The organism is Cohnella thermotolerans DSM 17683 (genome assembly GCF_000429825.1).
Classification (GTDB): domain Bacteria; phylum Bacillota; class Bacilli; order Paenibacillales; family Paenibacillaceae; genus Cohnella; species Cohnella thermotolerans.
The window spans coordinates 1-17,931 of the sequence record NZ_AUCP01000037.1 but is presented as its reverse complement, the minus strand read 5'-3'; the positions used below and the strand labels follow the sequence as shown (position 1 = coordinate 17,931).

16 protein-coding genes and 1 tRNA gene are annotated in these 17,931 nt (G+C 54.6%); 15 read left to right on the top strand and 2 right to left on the bottom strand.

All coding sequences use genetic code 11. The features are described 5' to 3' along the window. Positions 1 to 105 precede the first annotated feature (105 nt). The 10 genes from G485_RS0106690 (at position 106) to G485_RS0106640 (ending at position 12,664) form a co-directional block, all read left to right on the top strand. On the top strand, positions 106 to 615 hold the full coding sequence (locus G485_RS0106690; protein ID WP_027091921.1) for a polysaccharide deacetylase family protein: 510 nt from the start codon (positions 106 to 108) through the stop codon (positions 613 to 615). A gap of 187 nt (positions 616 to 802) precedes the next feature. Continuing rightward, on the top strand, positions 803 to 1,963 hold the full coding sequence (locus G485_RS0106685; RefSeq protein ID WP_027091920.1) for a family 8 glycosyl hydrolase: 1,161 nt from the start codon (positions 803 to 805) through the stop codon (positions 1,961 to 1,963). A 107-nt stretch (positions 1,964 to 2,070) separates the two neighbouring features. After that, positions 2,071 to 3,648 carry a response regulator transcription factor gene (locus G485_RS0106680; protein ID WP_027091919.1) on the top strand — a complete coding sequence of 526 codons (1,578 nt, stop codon included), beginning with the start codon at positions 2,071 to 2,073 and terminating at the stop codon, positions 3,646 to 3,648. 18 nt (positions 3,649 to 3,666) lie between these two features. Next, entirely contained in the window at positions 3,667 to 5,430 is a 1,764-nt protein-coding gene (locus G485_RS0106675; protein WP_027091918.1) for a sensor histidine kinase, read from the top strand. Between the two features lie 120 nt (positions 5,431 to 5,550). Then, entirely contained in the window at positions 5,551 to 7,275 is a 1,725-nt protein-coding gene (locus G485_RS0106670; RefSeq protein ID WP_027091917.1) for an ABC transporter substrate-binding protein, read from the top strand. Between the two features lie 143 nt (positions 7,276 to 7,418). After that, on the top strand, positions 7,419 to 8,351 hold the full coding sequence (locus G485_RS0106665; protein ID WP_240489086.1) for an ABC transporter permease: 933 nt from the start codon (positions 7,419 to 7,421) through the stop codon (positions 8,349 to 8,351). 21 nt (positions 8,352 to 8,372) lie between these two features. Further along, positions 8,373 to 9,299: a carbohydrate ABC transporter permease gene (locus G485_RS0106660; protein WP_027091915.1), complete on the top strand. Its 927-nt coding sequence runs from the start codon at positions 8,373 to 8,375 to the stop codon at positions 9,297 to 9,299. A gap of 382 nt (positions 9,300 to 9,681) precedes the next feature. Continuing rightward, positions 9,682 to 10,734, top strand: a complete 1,053-nt coding sequence (locus G485_RS0106655; RefSeq protein WP_027091914.1) for a LacI family DNA-binding transcriptional regulator — start codon at positions 9,682 to 9,684, stop codon at positions 10,732 to 10,734. A gap of 177 nt (positions 10,735 to 10,911) precedes the next feature. Then, positions 10,912 to 12,276 (top strand): glycoside hydrolase family 64 protein, encoded by a 1,365-nt coding sequence (locus G485_RS0106650; RefSeq protein ID WP_420805729.1) that lies wholly within the window; start codon positions 10,912 to 10,914, stop codon positions 12,274 to 12,276. A gap of 300 nt (positions 12,277 to 12,576) precedes the next feature. Continuing rightward, a tRNA-Leu gene (locus G485_RS0106640) sits at positions 12,577 to 12,664 on the top strand. Positions 12,665 to 12,856: 192 nt separating this feature from the next. Here the strand turns inward: G485_RS0106640 and G485_RS0106635 are convergent. Then, positions 12,857 to 13,402: a TetR/AcrR family transcriptional regulator gene (locus tag G485_RS0106635; RefSeq protein WP_027091912.1), complete on the bottom strand. Its 546-nt coding sequence runs from the start codon at positions 13,400 to 13,402 to the stop codon at positions 12,857 to 12,859. Positions 13,403 to 13,603: 201 nt separating this feature from the next. On the opposite strand from G485_RS0106635, the gene G485_RS28825 reads away from it, so the two are divergent. The 5 genes from G485_RS28825 to G485_RS0106615 are packed head-to-tail and all read left to right on the top strand — an operon-like array spanning position 13,604 to position 17,586. Further along, on the top strand, positions 13,604 to 13,978 hold the full coding sequence (locus tag G485_RS28825; protein ID WP_338027735.1) for a DUF2255 family protein: 375 nt from the start codon (positions 13,604 to 13,606) through the stop codon (positions 13,976 to 13,978). Next, the gene (locus G485_RS0106630) at positions 13,872 to 14,846 is read left to right on the top strand and encodes an aldo/keto reductase (RefSeq protein ID WP_027091911.1); all 975 of its coding nucleotides are present in this window, start codon (positions 13,872 to 13,874) and stop codon (positions 14,844 to 14,846) included. Before G485_RS28825 ends, G485_RS0106630 begins: the two co-directional genes overlap by 107 nt. Before the next feature lie 58 nt (positions 14,847 to 14,904). Beyond that, on the top strand, positions 14,905 to 16,077 hold the full coding sequence (locus tag G485_RS0106625) for an MFS transporter (RefSeq protein ID WP_027091910.1): 1,173 nt from the start codon (positions 14,905 to 14,907) through the stop codon (positions 16,075 to 16,077). Next, the gene (locus tag G485_RS0106620) at positions 16,064 to 16,819 is read left to right on the top strand and encodes a carboxymuconolactone decarboxylase family protein (protein ID WP_027091909.1); all 756 of its coding nucleotides are present in this window, start codon (positions 16,064 to 16,066) and stop codon (positions 16,817 to 16,819) included. Before G485_RS0106625 ends, G485_RS0106620 begins: the two co-directional genes overlap by 14 nt. Before the next feature lie 20 nt (positions 16,820 to 16,839). Continuing rightward, the gene (locus tag G485_RS0106615; RefSeq protein ID WP_027091908.1) at positions 16,840 to 17,586 is read left to right on the top strand and encodes an SDR family oxidoreductase; all 747 of its coding nucleotides are present in this window, start codon (positions 16,840 to 16,842) and stop codon (positions 17,584 to 17,586) included. A gap of 69 nt (positions 17,587 to 17,655) precedes the next feature. Here the strand turns inward: G485_RS0106615 and G485_RS25415 are convergent. Continuing rightward, on the bottom strand, positions 17,656 to 17,931 hold a 276-nt coding region (locus tag G485_RS25415), incomplete at its 5' end, for a transposase (protein WP_027094130.1).

Here is a 17,931-nt window from a genome sequence, read left to right as displayed (position 1 = left end):
ATATTCCCCGCGCCAAAATGCGGGCATGAATCCCCCTTTACATCCCCGGCGGGGCCGTGCGACAATAGCGGAAAAGCCCAACAAATGCGACGGGGAGGGATTGCGATGTCAGGCGTTGCGATCCGGCACGCGTTTGCGACGAACCGCAAAGCGGTTGCGATCACGTTCGACGACGGGCCGAATCCGGTTTATACGCCCGCCATCGGAAACCACACGTATACGCACCCTTACTTGACGAGGCTCGACGAAGAATCGTGCAGAAGCGAGCTTCTGCGGACGCACAAGTCGATCGAGGCTCTTGCCGGGCAGCCGCCGCGGTCGTTCCGCCCGCCGTATTTCGATTGCGACGGGCGGGTGGCGGACATTGCCGCGAACCTGGGGTACTCGGTGATCGGCGCGGTCAACGGGGCAGCGAGAGATTGGGAGCAGCCGGGCGTCCGTCATATTGTGGAGTCATCGAGAGCGTCCGTAAAGCCGGGATGCGTCTTGTTGTTCCACGACGGATTCGGCGATCGTTCCCAGACGGTGGAGGCCGTTCGGCAGCTCGTGACGGAGCTTGCGGCGGAAGGGTACGAGCTCGTTACGGTGAGCGAATTGGCGCATCCGCATCGTTGACCCGGCCGATCGATCGGAACAAACGTCTCCCGCAAAATCTTTAATTTTCAAAGGAAAATCTTTAATTTGTCGTAGCCATTCTCCCCGATTCGAAAGCTATAATGAAGCAGGAAAGGAGAACGTTTTTTTTAATTTTGTGAAAACGATTACAAAGAACGAAGCGGAAATACGGGGGAGGAGCTCATCGATGTCGACGGAACGGCGTCAAGGCGCTTTTTACACGGATCGTTACCGGAACGTCTTCAGGGAAATCGGAAAGTCGGAAGCGGAAATCGCTGCCAGGGTCGAGGAGACGTGGACGAAGCTGTTCGTCGGCGGCGAAGATACGCGAATTTACTACGAAGCCGGCGACGATATGGGCTATCTGCTTGACACGGGCAATCACGACGTCCGCACCGAAGGCATGTCCTACGGCATGATGATGGCCGTTCAGCTCGATCGCCGGGACGTGTTCGACCGGATCTGGAAATGGACGCGCACCTACATGTACATGACGGAAGGCGAGAACGCAGGCTATTTCGCCTGGTCGTGCAATCCGGACGGATCGAAGCGGTCCCGGGGACCGGCGCCGGACGGAGAAGAATACTTCGCCATGGCGCTGCTGTTCGCCTCGCACCGCTGGGGGGACGGCCCTGCGCCGTTCGACTACGGCAAGCAGGCCCGAGACCTGCTTCGAACGTGCCTGCACAAAGGCGAGGACGGGATCGGCCATCCGATGTGGAATCCGGACAACAAGCTGATCAAGTTCGTGCCGAACTGCGAGTTTACGGATCCGTCCTATCATCTTCCTCATTTTTACGAGCTGTTCGCGCTCTGGGCGTACCCGGAGGATCGCGCCTTCTGGCGGGAAGCGGCTGAGGCCAGCCGCGCCTATTTGCGCACGGCGTGCCACCCGGTTACGGGGCTCGCGCCGGAATACGCCTATTACGACGGAACGCCGAACGACGAGCGCGGATACGGGAAGTTCTTCAGCGATGCCTATCGGGTCGCGGCGAATATCGGCCTCGACTACGAATGGTTCCGCGCGGACGAATGGCAGCCCGGGGCCGCAAACCGGATTCAGGCCTTTTTCGCGGATAAGCCGGCTGACGACTACCGCCGCTACACGATCGAGGGCGAGCCGCTGGAAGAGAAGTCGCTGCACCCGGTCGGGCTGCTGGCGACGAACGCGATGGCCTCCTTGGCCGCAGACGGGCCGAACGCCATGGCCTGCGTGCAACTGCTGTGGGATACGCCGGTTCGCACCGGCGAGCGGCGCTACTACGACAATTGCCTCTATCTGTTCGCGATTCTGGCCTTGAGCGGAAATTATCGAATCTGGAAACCGTCGAACGGAACCGTCCGATGATTCGTGTCCGCCCTTCTCGTCGATTCGATCCGGCGGTTGGGCGGTTTTTTAATCGTTCGGGCGGCATTGCGGCGCAGGCGGACAATGTCTCGAGGAGGAGAACCGACATGAACAAGGTGATGTTGGTCGAAGACGAAATGTATGCGCGGCAAGGGCTTCGCAACCTGATCGAATGGGAGCGGTTCGGATTCGAGGTGGGCTTCGAAGCGGAGAACGGGGAAGAAGCGCTTCGGCTGATCGAGGATGCGAAGCCGGAGCTCGTCATCACGGACATCCGGATGCCGGTGCTGGACGGCTTGGAATTGATCCGGACGGTGCGGGAGTCCGGCAACCAGGATACGAAGTTCATTATCATCAGCGGGTACGGTGATTTCAAATACGCGCAGAAGGCGATCAAGTTCGGCGTCAAGGACTTCATTCTGAAGCCGGTCGACGAGACGGAACTGACGGACACGCTCGCCCATTTGGCCGTCCAGATCGAGCGCGACAAAATGCTGAAGGACGAATCGCCCGCATACTCGCAGAAGGCGCTGGAACGGCTTCTCCTGGGCAAAGCTTCCGAAGAGGAGATCGGCACGATCGCCAAGCTTCTCGGGTTGGAGCGCGAGGGAACCTACTACTACGCGTTCGCGGAGATGAACGGGATTCAATCGTTCATGGACAAGGACTCCGCCGCCGAATGGATGAGCGAGCTTCGATCCGCGATGGCACGCACGGCCGAAGAGCTGGGACTCGTCCGGAATCCGGTTCATATCCGGGAGCAGAAGCCCGGCGTCTACGGATTCTTGCTGAATTTCGGCTCTTCCGTGCGGACGAACGTCATTGCGGAGGCCGCCGATCTCTTCGTTCGCCGCCTAAGGCAGCGGTTCGGGCTGCCCATTATGGTGTACGCGGGAGAGGGCGTCCGGGACCTGGGAGAGATCCAACGGGCCTACTCGACCGCTTGCGCCGCGATGGAGTACAAGTACGCTTTCGCCGACCGGAGCGTTCTGTCGTATGGAGACGTGAAGGGATGCGAGCTGCAATATGCGGAGTTCGAGCCCGGAGAATACGCCAAGCTGCTGGAGCAAGTGGAAGAAGGCGAACGGGACGCGATGTTCGCCACGGCGGATTGGATCTTCGAGCAGATCCAGCGCAAGCGGTACGCGCCGGAGGCGGTTCAGAACGCCGTCGCCCGGTTCGCGTTCGGCGTCATCGGCTCCATCCGCGCGATGCAGGGAGACGAGAACGAGCTCCGCTCGCTGGAACCGATCCTGCAGTGGCGCGACCATCCGATTACGCTGGACGGCTTGAAGGAACGGTTTCGGGCTTTCCTTGAAGAGAGCTCGGAGACGATCGCGCGCCTGCGCAAAAACAACGCGATGGGCGACATCGCCAAAATCAAAAGCTACATCGAAAAGCACTATAACGAAGACCTGAGCCTGAAAAGCATCGCCGCCCGCTTCTATATGAATCCCGTCTATCTCGGCCAGCTGTTCAAGAAGACGTACGGCGTCTACTTCAACGACTTCCTGCTGCAAATTCGCATCCATAACGCCAAGCGGCTGCTTCGTCAAACCGAGAAGCGCGTGTACGAAATCGCCCGTTCCGTCGGCTTCGACAACGCCGATTACTTCGTGATCAAATTCGAGAAGGTGGAAGGCAAGACGCCGACGGCCTATCGCAACGAACTGATGGCCAAATAATCGATCGCGGGGGCTTCTATGAATCTCAGCTTAAACCACGTCCGGCTGCGCGGCAAAATGATGATCGTCTTTATGCTGTCCGTCTTTCTTCCGATCGTGCTGACGAATCTCGTGTTCTATCAGGTGACGACCCATAACGTCAAGCAGCAGAAAATGCACGACATCTCCATCGGGATGGAGCAGATCCGCAACGACTTTCTGGCGCAGATCGACGTCGCCGTCGGCATATCGTCGGTGCTGTATACGGACAATGTGCTCAACGACGCCATTGAGAAAGACTACGACACCCCTTCGAGCTACGTCGACTCGTACTATACGGACGTAAGTCCGACGTTGTACCGTTATTCTCCGATTTACAAAGCGATTCAAGGGATTACCATTTACACCGACAACCGGACGATCGTGGGCGGCGGCGGCGTTCTGCCGATTACGGAAGGCGTGCGCCGGGAGAAGTGGTACAAAGCCTTGTATGCGAACAGTTCGTCCCCCATCGTCATCCGCAACGCGATCCAGACGTACAAGGGACGCGAAATTACGTACACCGTCGTTCGCAAGCTGAATTATTTCAAAGATCAGAACAAGCGCCAGAAGGTGCTCAAAATCGATATCAGCGAGGATACGGTCGGGTCGCTGTTCCGCAAGACGACGCTGGAAGGCAAGCTGTATTTGGTGAACGGCAGCGGCGAGATCGACTACAGCACCGATCCGGATCTCGATTGGCAGAACCGGCCCATCCGGCTCGGAGACATCGCAACGCCGTCCGACGCGATCGTCATGGAGCAACATTTCAATAACGTCAACTATCTGCGGGATTGGCGCATCGTCGGCGTTTTTCCGGAAAATCAGGTGCTGCGCGACGTGCATCGTTCCCGCAATTTCGTCCTTTACCTGGCGATTCCGAACATCGTCGTTCCTACGCTCATCATCATCTGGTTCACCGGCTCCCTCAACGTTCGGATCGTGCGCATTCTGAAGCATATGAAGAAAGTCCGCAACCACCATTTCGAGACGATCGACCAGGTGCAATACCGCGACGAGATCGGCCAACTGACCAACGAATTCAACCGGATGACGCTGCAGATCAAAAACTTGATCGACGACGTCTACTTGGCGGACATCCAACGAAAGGACCTGGAGATCAAGCGCAATCAGGCGCAGCTTCATGCGCTGCAGAGCCAAATCAATCCCCATTTCCTGTTCAACGCGCTGGAGACGATCCGAATGCGCAGCCTTATGAAGCGGGAGTCGGAGACCGCCAGAATCATTCACAGCATGGCCAAAATTTTCCGCAAGTCGCTGTCCTGGGAACGGGATTGGGTGTCCGTCCGGGAAGAGCTGGAGCTCATTCAATGCTTCCTGGAAATTCAGAAATACCGGTTCGGCGACAAGCTGGACTACGCGGTTTCGGTCGACGACGAGGCTTACGAAGCGAAAATTCCGAAAATGTCGATTTTACCCTTCGTCGAGAACGCGAGCATCCACGGCATCGAGCCGCTCAAGGAGGGCGGGCGGATCGAATTGGACATCCGGATCGCCGGTACGGAGCTGGTCGCGACGGTCAAGGACAACGGCGCGGGCATCTCCGAAGAACGTCTGGAAGCGATTCGCCGTTTGCTGGACCAGGAAGAGACGATGGGCGACCACGTCGGCATCCGCAACGCTTATTTCCGGCTCAAGCTGCTTTACCGGGAACGGTTCGACTTTCAGCTGTCGAGCGAAGCGGGTGAGGGCACCGTCGTCCGGATCCGTCTTCCGCGCCATCTCGAGGAAATCGAAGGCTAGATTCTATGCTTTTTTAAGTAGAGCCTAAAGTTTGTCGGGTTACCGGTCTTTCCCCGCTCGGCTAAAATGTAAATGCTTACAGAAAATACTTTCAAAAAAGCGAAAGGGGAAATTATCAGCATGGTGGCAAAGAAGTTCACAATGCTTGGATTGGCCCTCGCCATGACGGCCGCCTTGGCCGGCTGCAGCAGCGGCGGCAAAAGCGCCGGCAACAGTGCGAGCCCGGCGGCTTCTCCGAGCGGCTCGAGCCCGTCCGCTTCGGCGTCCGGAGAGACGGCGAAGGAGGATTTGACGCCCGTCACGTTCACTTACTTCAACGCGAACGCGCAGATTCCGGACATCGATTCCAACAAGACGGAGATCGGCAAGAAGCTGGAGGAGCAAACCGGCGTTAACTTCAAGCTGCAATTTCCCGTCGGCGACGTCAACACGAAGATCGGCACCATGATCGCCAGCGGCGATTACCCGGACGTTCTCGCGCCGGATACGGCGATCGACAAAGTGCTGGACGCCAAAGGGTTTATTCCGCTTAACGACCTGATCGACCAATACGGCCCCAATGTCAAGAGAGTCTACGAACCCTACTTCAACCAGATGAAAGCGGCGGACGGCAACATCTACTTCCTGCCGTTCAGCCCGGTCGTCGGCGAGTATATCTCCAACCCGACCATCGACCAGGGCGCCTTCTTCATCCAGCGGCGCGTGCTGAAGGAATTCGGCTATCCGAAAATCAAAACGCTCGACGAATACTTCGATCTGATCAAGAAATACTACGACGCCCACAAGGGCGACAATTTGACGGGCTTTACGTCCCTTACCTACGACTGGCGCACGATGGGCATCTTCAACCCGCCGATGCACCTCGCCGGCTACCCGAACGACGGCGACGTCATCGTCGACATGCAAACCCATGAGGCCAACGTATACGCGGACGACGATTATACGAAGCGGTGGCTCAAGAAGCTGAACGAAATCAACAGCGAAGGCCTCTATGACCAATCTTCCTTCGTGAACAACTACGACCAGTATTTGGCGAAGATTTCGTCCGGCAACGTGCTCGGCTTCTTCGACTACGGGTGGGAAGTGGACCAGGCCCTTCAGAACATCAAGAAGACCGGCAACGACGATCTCGATTACATGCCGCTTCCGATCGTCTTCGACGACAGCGTCACCGACCAATATCTCGATCCGCCTTCGTTCATCGACAACCGCGGCGTCGGCATCACGACGAGCGCGAAAGACCCTGTCCGAATCATGAAATTTTTCGACAACATGCTGAAGGAAGAGAACCAGGTCATGATTCAATGGGGCTTCAAGGGCGAGACGTACGAAGTGGACGACAAGGGCCGCTTCTACCGGACCCAGGAGCAAATCGACAAGCTGAAGGACAACGCGACGCAGCAAAGCATCGGCTTCTCCTACTTCAACTACAGCTGGCCGATGTACGGCCAAGGCTCCACGCTGAGCGACGGCAACTCGTTCAACGCGGGCCGTCAGCCGGAAGTGGCGCAGGCTTCCTTCACCGAAGGCGACAAGCTGATTCTTGACAAGTACGGCGTTAAGACGTTCTCCGAGCTGTTCGCCAAACCGGAGGACCGTCCGTGGTATCCGGCCTGGAGCATCTCGATCGAGCAAGGCTCGCCGGCGCAAATTTTCCAGCAGAAATCGAAGGACGTCAAGCTCAAATACTTCCCCAAGCTCGTCCTCTCGAAGCCGGACCAGTTCGAGAGCCTGTGGAACGAATACCTGAAGGAATTCGGGAAGCTCGACGTCAAAGGGTTCGAAAATACGTTGACCCAGCTCATCAAGAACAAAATTGCAAAAGTGACGGGCAGCAGCAACTAGACCGCAAAAATCGGTGGGTCGGGCCTCGTTCGCGAAGGTCCGGCCTTCCGGCCATCGAAGCGGTCGGTTCGGGAACCGTGCTTTAGGGGAGGAGAGAAGCCGTGCGCAATTCCATATCCGTTGCTGCGCAAAGCCCGGAAGCTTTGCCGCGGCCGTCGGGCGTCAGACGTTTTTTTAAACTGCTGCTGAAGCAGAGAACGCTCGTCTTCATGTCGGTGCCTTTCGTGATCTGGATTTTCGTATTCAAATATTTGCCGTTATGGGGCTGGACGATCGCTTTCCAGCACTATCGGCCCAATCTGGGCCTATTCGAGCAGGAATGGGTCGGCTTGTCGCAATTCAAGTTTCTGTTCGCGGACGAATCGTTCATCCGCGTGATGCGCAATACGCTGGCGATGGCGGTCATCAAGCTGGTGCTCGGCTTCGTTACGGCCATTACGCTCGCGATTCTGCTCAACGAGCTGCGCATGATCGTGTTCAAGCGGACCGTGCAGACGATCAGTTATTTGCCGCACTTTATATCTTGGGTCGTCGCGGCGAACATCATCTCGACCGCGCTGTCCATCGACAATGATGGCATCGTCAACAAAGTGCTGATGTGGCTTCATCTGATCGACAAGCCCATCATGTGGCTCGGCGTCGGTCATTACTTTTGGGGAATTCTCGGCATCTCCGAAGTATGGAAGGATGTCGGTTGGAATACGATCGTCTATTTGGCGGCCATGACGATGATCGATCCGTCGCAATACGAAGCGGCGGAGATCGACGGGGCGAGCCGGTTCCAGCGCATTTTGCGGGTGACGCTCCCCGGACTGAAGCCGGTCGTCATCATCCTGCTGATCATGAACCTCGGGAACATTCTGGAGACGGGATTCGAACCGCAATATTTGATGGGCAACGGCATGAACGCCGACTATTCGGAGAACCTGGAGATTTTCGTGCTCAAATACGGGATTTCGATGGGCAACTTCTCGCTCGCGACCGCGGCCGGCATTTTCAAGACGGTCATCAGCTTCGTCCTGTTGTTCTCCGCGAATTCGATCGCCAAACGGATGGGCGAGGAGAGATTGTTCTAATCGAAAGGAGAAGAGTGGCCTATGCAAGCGCCCGTCAAAAAAGTGTACAAACGGTTCCGTTCGCCCGGCGACCGCCTGTTCGATACGATCAACGTGCTGCTTCTGCTCGGCTTGACCGTCGTTACGCTGTATCCGTTCGTCAATACGCTGGCTGTCTCGCTTAACGATGCGAACGATTCCATTCGCGGCGGCATTTATTTGTGGCCGAGGGATTTCAGTTGGGGCAACTACAAGTACGTCTTCAAGGAAGCGACGATCTTCCACGCCACCTTGATTTCGGTGCTTCGCACGGTCATCGGTACGGTCGTCACCGTGCTGGCATCGGCCATGGTCGCCTATACGATCAGCCGTCCCGAATTCGTCCTGCGCAAGTTCGTGACGGTCATGTTCGTCCTGACGATGTACCTGAACGGAGGTCTCATCCCGAACTATTTGCTCATCCGCGATCTTCACCTGATCGGAAGCTTCTGGGTGTACATCGTGCCGGGAATTATCGGCGTCTTCAACATGATCGTCATCCGCTCGTTCATCGAAGGCTTGCCGGAAGGCATCCTCGAATCCGCGCGGATCGACGGGGCGGGGGAGTTCCGGACGTTTATGCGGATCGTGCTTCCGCTGTCCATGCCCGCGCTCGCCACCGTCGCCTTGTTCACGGGCGTCTACCAGTGGAACTCGTGGTTCGACGTCTTCCTCTACAACTCGCAAGTGCCCGACTTGAGTACGCTTCAGTACGAGCTGATGCGGATGCTGGCCAACTCGAACTCCAATTCGTCGATGACGTCCGCTTCCGCGTTCGCGAACAGCGGCAACGACAACGCCAACTATGTGACGCCGACGTCGATCCGGGCGACGATGACGATTGTGGCCAGCCTGCCGATGATTCTCGTCTATCCGTTCCTGCAGAAATACTTCGTCAAAGGCATGACCCTCGGCGGCGTGAAGGGCTGACGGCTGGCGGCTTTGAGTTTGAATTTGAATTTGAATTTGATTGTGCCTTTGATTGTGCTTTTGTCTTTGTCTTTATCTTTGCGCTTCGGCGGTTGTTCGCCGGGGCTTTTTTTCGCTTCGTCTCGCGAACGGCATGAGTTCATGCGAGACATCCGTTATGAACGCTCCGGTGCCCGCCCCCATCGGCCTTTGTGCATCTGATGCCCCTCTCCGCTTGCTTCCGGCTACTTTGCCGGGCTTATCCCGGCTGCTCAGCCGGAACCCGAATCGGCGCCCAAGTCGGCCGGAAGAGAGCCGCATTCGCCGCTTCCGCGAGCCTTGACCGTCCCGGAGGGTTCGGCTAGACTTGATATATTCGTAAAATTCGGACGGGATGTATGCCATGGATAGCTTCGATATCGCCAGACTGGCCGGCGTCTCCAGGAAGACGGTCCAACGCGTGCTGAACAACTCCAGCCAAGTCAAGCCCGAGACGCGCGAGAAGGTGCTGCGCATCATGGAGGAGCACCGCTACGAGCCGAATGCGGCCGCCCGCAGGCTGTCGGCCCGCAAATCGCATACGATCGGCTTGTTTATCGTGCAGGACGCCTCCAAATATACGCTGCATACGGACGATCTTTTTTTCGGAGCGGTGATCGGCACCCTCATTAGCCGATGCGCGACGCACGGCTACAATACGCTGGTGACGTTGCTGGATATTGCCGACCCCGAGCCGTTGTTCAGCATGTACCGGCAAAAGAGCATCGACGGCGGTATTATCGTCAGCTGGTCGGACTTGCGGGAGGTCGTCGCCCGGATGCGGGAGGCCGGCTATGAAGTCGGGGTGTTCGACGAAGGCTACTTCCGCAATCCGCCCGCGGACGTGCCCGTTCCGCACCTGGACAATTACCGAAGCGCCGGGGAGGCCGCCCGTTATTTGATAGGGCTGGGCCATAAGCGCCTTGCCATCGTCACCGGCGATATGGACAACGATACGGCCAGAGAGCGGTATCGCGGCTTCGCGGATGCGCTGCGCAAGCACGGCTTGCCGCTCGGGGCGGATGCCGTCTACTACGGCCGGTTCACGGAGGAGGACGGCGAACGTGCGGTGGAGCATTGGCTTGGCATGGGCCGGCTGCCGGAAGCTTTGTTCTGCAGCAATGACCTGATGGCTTACGGCGCGCTCAAGGCGTTGGCCCGGAACCGGATTCCCGTTCCCGAAGCGGTATCCGTCGTCGGCTTCGACGATCTGCTAATCTCCCAGTATACGCATCCTCCGCTTACGACGATGAAGGTGCCGAGGGTGGAAATGGCGGTGCAGGTGGCGGACCGATTGATTGCGAGACTGGAAAAGCGGGGAGAAGAGGAAGCGGGAAGGGAAGTTTTCATGGCAACGCTCGTCGAGCGGTCGTCATGCGCTCCGGCCGGTTCGAACGACAAGAATCGACAGAAGTAGTCGTTGACAAAAATAGGGTGCGGAGCTATAGTTTTGGTGAAAATGTCCCACGTAGGTCAAAAAATGAAGCGGAGAACGGAGAATGAGGATATCCAAGCCGATTATTTTCCGCGGCAATGTCCTGCTTGAGACAACGAAAGTCGCGTTGTAAACGATTACAAAGAGAAGGATGGTGCAATGATGAGAAGAAAAACGTTATGGCTGGTGTTAACCCTGCTTCTGGCAATCAGCTTTCCGATTACCTCTTCAAGCGTCTCCGCGGCCGATTACACGCAAGGCGTGTCCGTCTCAGGCTCCACGGCGACGATCTGGTTCAATTCTTCGGTTAACACGACTTGGGTCGACGTACACTATCAGTTGAACGGCGGCAACCAGCAAAATCTCCGCATGAGCTACAATTCGGGGCTCGCGCGCTACGAACAGACGGTGGCGGGGGTGGCGTCGGGCAATGTGTTGTCCTATTTTTTTACCTATAATAACGGTACCCCCGCTTACGATACATCTACCTTCACCTATACCGTCGGGAGCGGCGGCAGCGGAGGAGGCGGCGACGGCTCGGGTTCGGGAATCGGCTCGATTCCGGCTTCGTCGATCCCGACTCCGACCGGCAGCGGCGCGTTGTCGCTCAAGGTGATGAACGGCACGAACGGCGCCTATAGCGACAGCCAGATTTACTGGGGCGTGCTCGGCATCAATCCGGCGAGCGGCGCCTGGAGCTATCTCGATCTGAGCGGGAACCTGATCCCGATCTCGACCGCACTCAACGATGCGGCCGGCCATTTGACGAAGAACGGACAAAATTACGCGAACATCTACCACAAAATCAGCGACGCAAGCTGGGTCAACTTGCCGAAGATTACCTCGGGCCGCCTTTTCCTCTGCGTCGGGACGCCCTGCTACATCAAGACTTACGACAACGGCTTCGCCGGACCGGACATTAACAATCCGACCGATCCGAATCTGAACGTTTATTTCGATTTCGTCGAATTTACGGTCAACGATTCCGGGTACCACGGGAACACCACTCGCGTCGACGCCTTCGGCTTCCCGATTCAGCACCGGCTCGTCAACCGCGCCGGCAATTACGATCGGACGGTAGGAGAACTCGAATCCGAGACGCGCGCCGGCCTGTTCGCGGCTTATCAGAACGAAGTGCCGACGGCATTCAAGTCGCTCGGCACCGTGCAGGCGCCTTACCGCATCGTCGCGCCGATCCACGGATCGTTCGCCGCAGGAGGCGCGAACGCCAACTATTTCGCCGGTTATTCCGGCTACAATACGCAAGACATCCTGCGGTGCGACAACAGCGTCACCGACCCGGCCGTCTGCGCGGCGATCAACCGGCACGTCTACACGAGCTCCGACTGGAACAACGTCGCCAATTATTATAACGCCGCCCCGGCCAACTATTACGCGAAATTTTGGCACGACCACAGCATCGACAGACTCGCCTACGGGTTCGCATACGACGACGTGAACGGGCAGGCGGCGTATTTCGAAGTCGGCGATCCGAAGGGATTGATTTTAAGGGTCGGCTGGTAGCAACAAGAGAAATACCCGGAGGGCGGCCGAGCCTTCCGGGTATTTTTCTTTGGCGCGATCCTTCGCGCTCGGAAAACGGCGCGGCACTTCATACTTTTCTCTTGAGGGGCTGCGATTATACCGGCCGTTATGGCGATAGTGTGCCTTGAACCGATTTTTCAGTTCTGGCGCGTAATGGAGCCTATTACCGGCAAGGCCATCTCAAGGAAATCTTTTTTTAAATTAATGCTTGACTCCTTATGCCGTTTCGTGATAAATTATATCTCGTTGACGCCGAAAATACAGGCGTAAGCGAAATGTGCGGTCGTGGCGGAATTGGCAGACGCGCTGGATTCAGGTTCCAGTGGGCTAACCCCCCGTGGAGGTTCGAGTCCTCTCGACCGCACCACCCTTTATAACAAAACTCTTCTTCGGAAGGGTTTTTTATTTTTGTTTTAACATGGTGTCAGAAAGATACATTTAATTGAGGCAAACAAAATCCCCATCACGAATTAATGGATGAGGATTTTTGTTCAAATTGAAATAAATTTAGACAATGTCGGAAGAAAGCAATCACTTGTTGTTAGGACTCTCTTTCGCGTTAAAAATTCCTATCCAACAATATCCCTGTTTGTTCTGCAATAACACGAGGTGGTACAGGCATTCCATTCCTGAACCACCATTCCACCGTCCCCACGACCGCCGCCCCAAAAAATTGAAGAATCACATCTTCCCTTAAGCCTTGATTTTTTCCTTCGGTTACATCTACCTCAACCTTATACTCTTGGACGACTAAATCAAGGAATCGACTCCGAAAATAAGCTGCACTTTTCGTGTTTAGCATGGTTGAAAAGAACAAATGATTGTCCGCAAAGTATTCGAACCAGACATAATTTCCATCTTTAAAAGTCATTTCAGAAGCGGAATGGCAAAGTTCACGGAGATTGTTGATATGTTCTTCGATAATCTTATCAAGCAAGTCATATTTATCTGCGTAATGGAGGTAGATTGTTCCTCGATTCACATTTGCCCTGTCGGATATATCGCGAATTGTAATGTCATCGAAGTTTTTTTCAGCCATCAGTTCAAGAATGGCTTTCTTGATTGCTTCTTGAGATTTGAGTACCCTTCGATCCACTTTGGTCATTTTAAAGTCACCCTTCTTAAATAATAGGCAATTTTGTATGGTTTGTTGAGTATTCCACACATCGCGAGGAATTGATTATTGCAAGCATTTCCTTTCCGCTTAGAATTATAAACGTGAGTTGATTAAACAATCAATGTCCATTTTGTTTGGAGTTGCTGGAAATAGGATGCCAGAGCTTGACACACACTTATAAAAAGGAGGATGCAATTCATGGACACATGGTCGAAAGAAGAACTTCACAAGATTGCTCAAACTGATGACCTACACATCTCGCCGTTCCGTGAAGATGGAGTAACCTATGGCACCCCAACTTGGATTTGGTCCGTTGTGGTCGGCGACTCACTCTTTGTACGCGCCTACCACGGGCAGAACTCACGTTGGTACCAGGCAGCGATACGGCAGAAGGCGGGGCGAATCACTGTCGCCGAATTCGACCATGATTTAAGGAACAGAAAGGGAGGACCAACAGATGGATTATACGAAACTCGGGAATACCGGGTTGGATGTATCTCGGATTTGTCTTGGATGTATGGGCTTCGGCGACGCAGAGAAAGGGCATCATCGATGGGTGCTTGATGAGGAACGTGCTCGTCCCATCATAAAAAAGGCTCTGGAGCTTGGAATCAATTTTTTTGATACAGCGAACGTCTATGCTGAGGGAACAAGCGAGGAAATCGTTGGAAAGGTACTGAAGGATTATGCCAGCCGGGATGAAGTCGTTATTGCAACCAAAGTTCACGGGCGAATGCGACCGGGACCCAACTGCGCCGGACTCTCCCGTAAAGCGATCATGAGCGAAATCGACAAGAGCCTTAAGCGATTGAGAACCGACTACGTCGATTTGTATCAAATTCATCGTTGGGATTACAACACGCCCATCGAAGAGACGATGGAGGCCCTTCACGACGTAGTCAAGGCCGGGAAAGCACGATACATTGGCGCTTCTGCCATGTGGGCATGGCAGTTCCAGAAGGCATTGCACGTAGCGGAGAAAAATGGGTGGACCCGATTTGTATCGATGCAGAATCATTTAAACCTCATTTACCGCGAAGAGGAGCGAGAGATGCTGCCGCTTTGCAAGGAAGAAAAAATTGGGGTCATTCCTTATAGCCCGCTCGCAGGCGGAAGATTGGCGCGGGAGGCAACAACACCTCGTGCCGAAACCGATGAAATTGCCAAACAGAAATATGATGCAACAGCAGACGCGGATCAACTGGTTGTAAACCGGGTTGCGAGTCTGGCGGATCAATATGGCGTTCGCCGCGTTCACATTGCTCTTGCGTGGCTTCTGCACAAAGAGTCGGTCACCGCCCCGATCGTCGGCGCTACGAAAATTTCCCATCTCGAGGATGCGAATGCTGCCCTTTCCATTCAATTAACGCCTAAAGAAATTGCGTTTTTGGAAGAACCGTATGTCCCGCACCGAATCGTTGGTCATTTTTGAAATAGCTCTGCGCGATTCATTCGCTTCTTCAACGAGGTTCGTTGGCAGGGGAGAATAAATGAACAGTACTTGGAAAATATATCTGCTGGCATTCATGAGTTTCTATGTCAGTACATCGGAGTATGTCATCGCCGGTATTCTGGACCAGATCGCAGCCTGGGCAAATATTTCGATATCCGCTGCAGGACAACTGATCACTGTATTTGCGATCGCAGGCGTGATCGGTTCGCCGATTTTCGTGATGGCGACAACGAAGATGGATCAGCGCCATTTGTTAATGCTTGCTCTCGCGATAGTTGTGCTCGGCAGCGTATTGACCGTTACGTTACCGGGCTTCGGATTTCTCATTGTCTCTCGGATTGTCCTTGCCATAGGTGGCGGCGTATTTGTCATCGCCGCGAAGACCGTCGCGGCGAAACTGGCGGCGCCAGGCAAGCAAGCCGGGGCGATCGGCACCGTGATCATTGGGTTCAGCGCCTCCCTTATTGCCGGGGTTCCCATTGGCCGCGTTGTGGCCGCAGCCTACGGCTGGAAGGTCATCTTCGTCGGTATCGGCATTCTTAGTTTACTTGCGATCTTCGTTGTGGCGCGAACGATTCCGCCCACAGAAGGTGATGCGCCTGTTCCGCTCGGCAAGCAACTGGCTCTTTTGAAGAATCCGAACATCCTTACTGGTTTTGGTGTGACGTTCTTCTGGCAGTTAGGATATGCCATGCTCTATGCCTATATTGCCCCCTTCTTGCTAAATGTTACATCCATGAGCGAACGGGAAGTGAGCATGGCGCTTTTTGCCTTCGGTGTCGCTACCTTAATCGGTTCCAAGTTCGGCGGATTCATGACCGACCGGATCGGTATCCCAAGGTCACTTATCGGGGGAATGATCGTTCATGTGTTAGCCCTGGTACTGCTGTCCGGTTTCGCCAAATCGACTGTCGTCACCATACCGCTTCTTATGCTGTGGGCTTTCTCGGCATGGTCGTCCGGTCCGGGATTGCAGTTTAGCTTGGTCGCGCTCGCACCTGAAGCTTCCGGAATCATGCTGAGTCTGTATGGTTCCATCTTACAGCTTAGTATCGCTGCAGCCGGCGGAATTGGTGGCATTGCAGCAGGAGGTTTGTCCATACGGGCGGTCGGTTGGATCGCAGCCGTGTCAGTCGCCATTGCCGTCATTCTTGCGGCGATCTCATTCAGCCGAAAATCAAGCAGGAGGTTTCGTTATGGATCGAATTGAGAAGAGCAAGGAAAAGTACAAAATGCTCTTCGGGGATGGCGTGCCAGCCGCATATGCTACCGATCCTGATTTTCAGGATATCCTGAGCCGCTTCATTTTTGGGGAAGTTTTTGACCAAGGAAAACTGGACGATAAGCAGCGCGAGCTGATCACCTTGGTGGTGCTTGCTACTAACCAAACATTGCCTCAGCTCAAGGCACATGCTAACGCCGCGCTGAACGTTGGTCTCACGCCGATGGAAATCAAAGAGGCGATTTACCAGTGTGCGCCATACCTTGGATTCCCCAGAACGCTAAATGCCGTGGCCGAGGTCAATAAGGTTTTCAAAGCGAGAAATATTGCATTACCGCTCGACAGCCAAAAGCAGGTCACAGAAGAAACCCGTTTTGACAAGGGACTCGCCGTGCAGACAGAGATTTTCGGCGATGTTATTGAAAAGATGCGCGAAAGTGCTCCGGCAAATCAAAAACACATCCAGGACTATCTTTCATCTTTCTGTTTTGGTGACTTCTATACGCGCGGCGGACTTGATATAAAAACACGGGAATTGCTGACACTGTGCATCATAAGCGCGCTCGGCGGTGCGGAAGGCCAAGTGAAGGCCCATGTGCAGGGGAACAGAAATGTGGGCAATGGCAAGGAAACCTTGATCGCCGCCATCACCCATTGTCTGCCCTACATGGGCTTCCCGAGAACGTTGAACGCCTTAGCTTGTATGAATGAAGTGATTCCGGAAAATTAATCGAAAGGGGCTAATGTACGATGTCGAATATTCAAGATCAAGTGGTCATTATTACGGGGGCTTCTTCCGGGATTGGAGAAGCGACCGCCAAAGAACTGGCGTCCAAAGGTGCGAAGCTGGTGTTGGCCGCTCGTCGTGAAGACCGATTGAAGAAATTACAAGATGAAATTCAAGCGGCTGGCGGACAAGCTCGTTATCAAGTTGTCGATGTGACTTCTTATGAGCAAATGCAAGAGCTTGCTGCTTTTACCCTCAGAGAATTTGGCAAAATCGACGTTCTCGTCAATAATGCCGGCATCATGCCGCAAGCTTTTCTTTCCAAGAACAAGGTGGATGAATGGGATCGGATGATCGATGTAAATATCAAAGGAGTTTTATACGCGATTGCGGCTGTAACTCCGTCCATGAGAGAGCGTAAATCCGGTCATATCATCAACCTTTCGTCGGTGGCCGGTCATAACATTTACCCGGGTGGAACGGTCTATTGCGGTACCAAACATGCGGTAAAAGCCATCTCGGAAGGACTGCGACAAGAGGAAGCGATGAGCGGGACAAGCATTCGGGTGACGAATGTTTCTCCAGGTGCTGTCAGCAGCGAGTTGCTTGAAACGATTTCCGATCCGGAGATGAAGGAGGGAATGGAGGATTTCTACAAAGTTGCCATTGATGCCGACCGCATTGCTCGCGCCATCTCTTTTGCGATTGAGCAACCATCCGATGTGGCCATCAACGAAATGATCATTCGTCCAACCGTTCAGGTTGGCTGATGATCCAGAAAGAAGGTTAAATAGGGCTTGCTGAACAAGATCAATTTAAGCTGCTCCCAACGCATGAGCCTAGACCGTGATTTTCTTTGCGGTTTTCATGCAAAAAATCGGACGGAACGCAATGAATCTGAAAAAAGAGAAAAAAAGAACCCGCAGTCGCCGTTCCAGGTTCATAACCAGAAACTGGATAGCGATGACAGTTAAACTTGTATGAGCACCGCGGGAGCAAATTCGGCCCAAACCCAACTTGCGTTTGCCTTCGCCGAACTTTCCTTCGATCGCATTGCGCTGTGCAGCGTCTTGCTTCTCTTGCTTTCGATCATCGGCGTCACGTTGTTCTTTGGA

Bases quoted from the DNA above. Each gene is read 5' to 3' on its own strand.
- G485_RS0106615 (WP_027091908.1), top strand. From the start codon at position 16,840: ATGTCGAATATTCAAGATCAAGTGGTCATTATTACGGGGGCTTCTTCC.
- G485_RS0106670 (WP_027091917.1), top strand. From the start codon at position 5,551: ATGGTGGCAAAGAAGTTCACAATGCTTGGATTGGCCCTCGCCATGACG.
- G485_RS0106630 (WP_027091911.1), top strand. From the start codon at position 13,872: ATGGATTATACGAAACTCGGGAATACCGGGTTGGATGTATCTCGGATT.
- G485_RS0106685 (WP_027091920.1), top strand. From the start codon at position 803: ATGTCGACGGAACGGCGTCAAGGCGCTTTTTACACGGATCGTTACCGG.
- G485_RS0106680 (WP_027091919.1), top strand. From the start codon at position 2,071: ATGAACAAGGTGATGTTGGTCGAAGACGAAATGTATGCGCGGCAAGGG.
- G485_RS0106625 (WP_027091910.1), top strand. From the start codon at position 14,905: ATGAACAGTACTTGGAAAATATATCTGCTGGCATTCATGAGTTTCTAT.
- G485_RS28825 (WP_338027735.1), top strand. From the start codon at position 13,604: ATGCAATTCATGGACACATGGTCGAAAGAAGAACTTCACAAGATTGCT.
- G485_RS0106655 (WP_027091914.1), top strand. From the start codon at position 9,682: ATGGATAGCTTCGATATCGCCAGACTGGCCGGCGTCTCCAGGAAGACG.
- G485_RS0106690 (WP_027091921.1), top strand. From the start codon at position 106: ATGTCAGGCGTTGCGATCCGGCACGCGTTTGCGACGAACCGCAAAGCG.
- G485_RS0106650 (WP_420805729.1), top strand. From the start codon at position 10,912: ATGATGAGAAGAAAAACGTTATGGCTGGTGTTAACCCTGCTTCTGGCA.
- G485_RS0106675 (WP_027091918.1), top strand. From the start codon at position 3,667: ATGAATCTCAGCTTAAACCACGTCCGGCTGCGCGGCAAAATGATGATC.
- G485_RS0106660 (WP_027091915.1), top strand. From the start codon at position 8,373: ATGCAAGCGCCCGTCAAAAAAGTGTACAAACGGTTCCGTTCGCCCGGC.
- G485_RS0106635 (WP_027091912.1), bottom strand. From the start codon at position 13,402: ATGACCAAAGTGGATCGAAGGGTACTCAAATCTCAAGAAGCAATCAAG.
- G485_RS0106620 (WP_027091909.1), top strand. From the start codon at position 16,064: ATGGATCGAATTGAGAAGAGCAAGGAAAAGTACAAAATGCTCTTCGGG.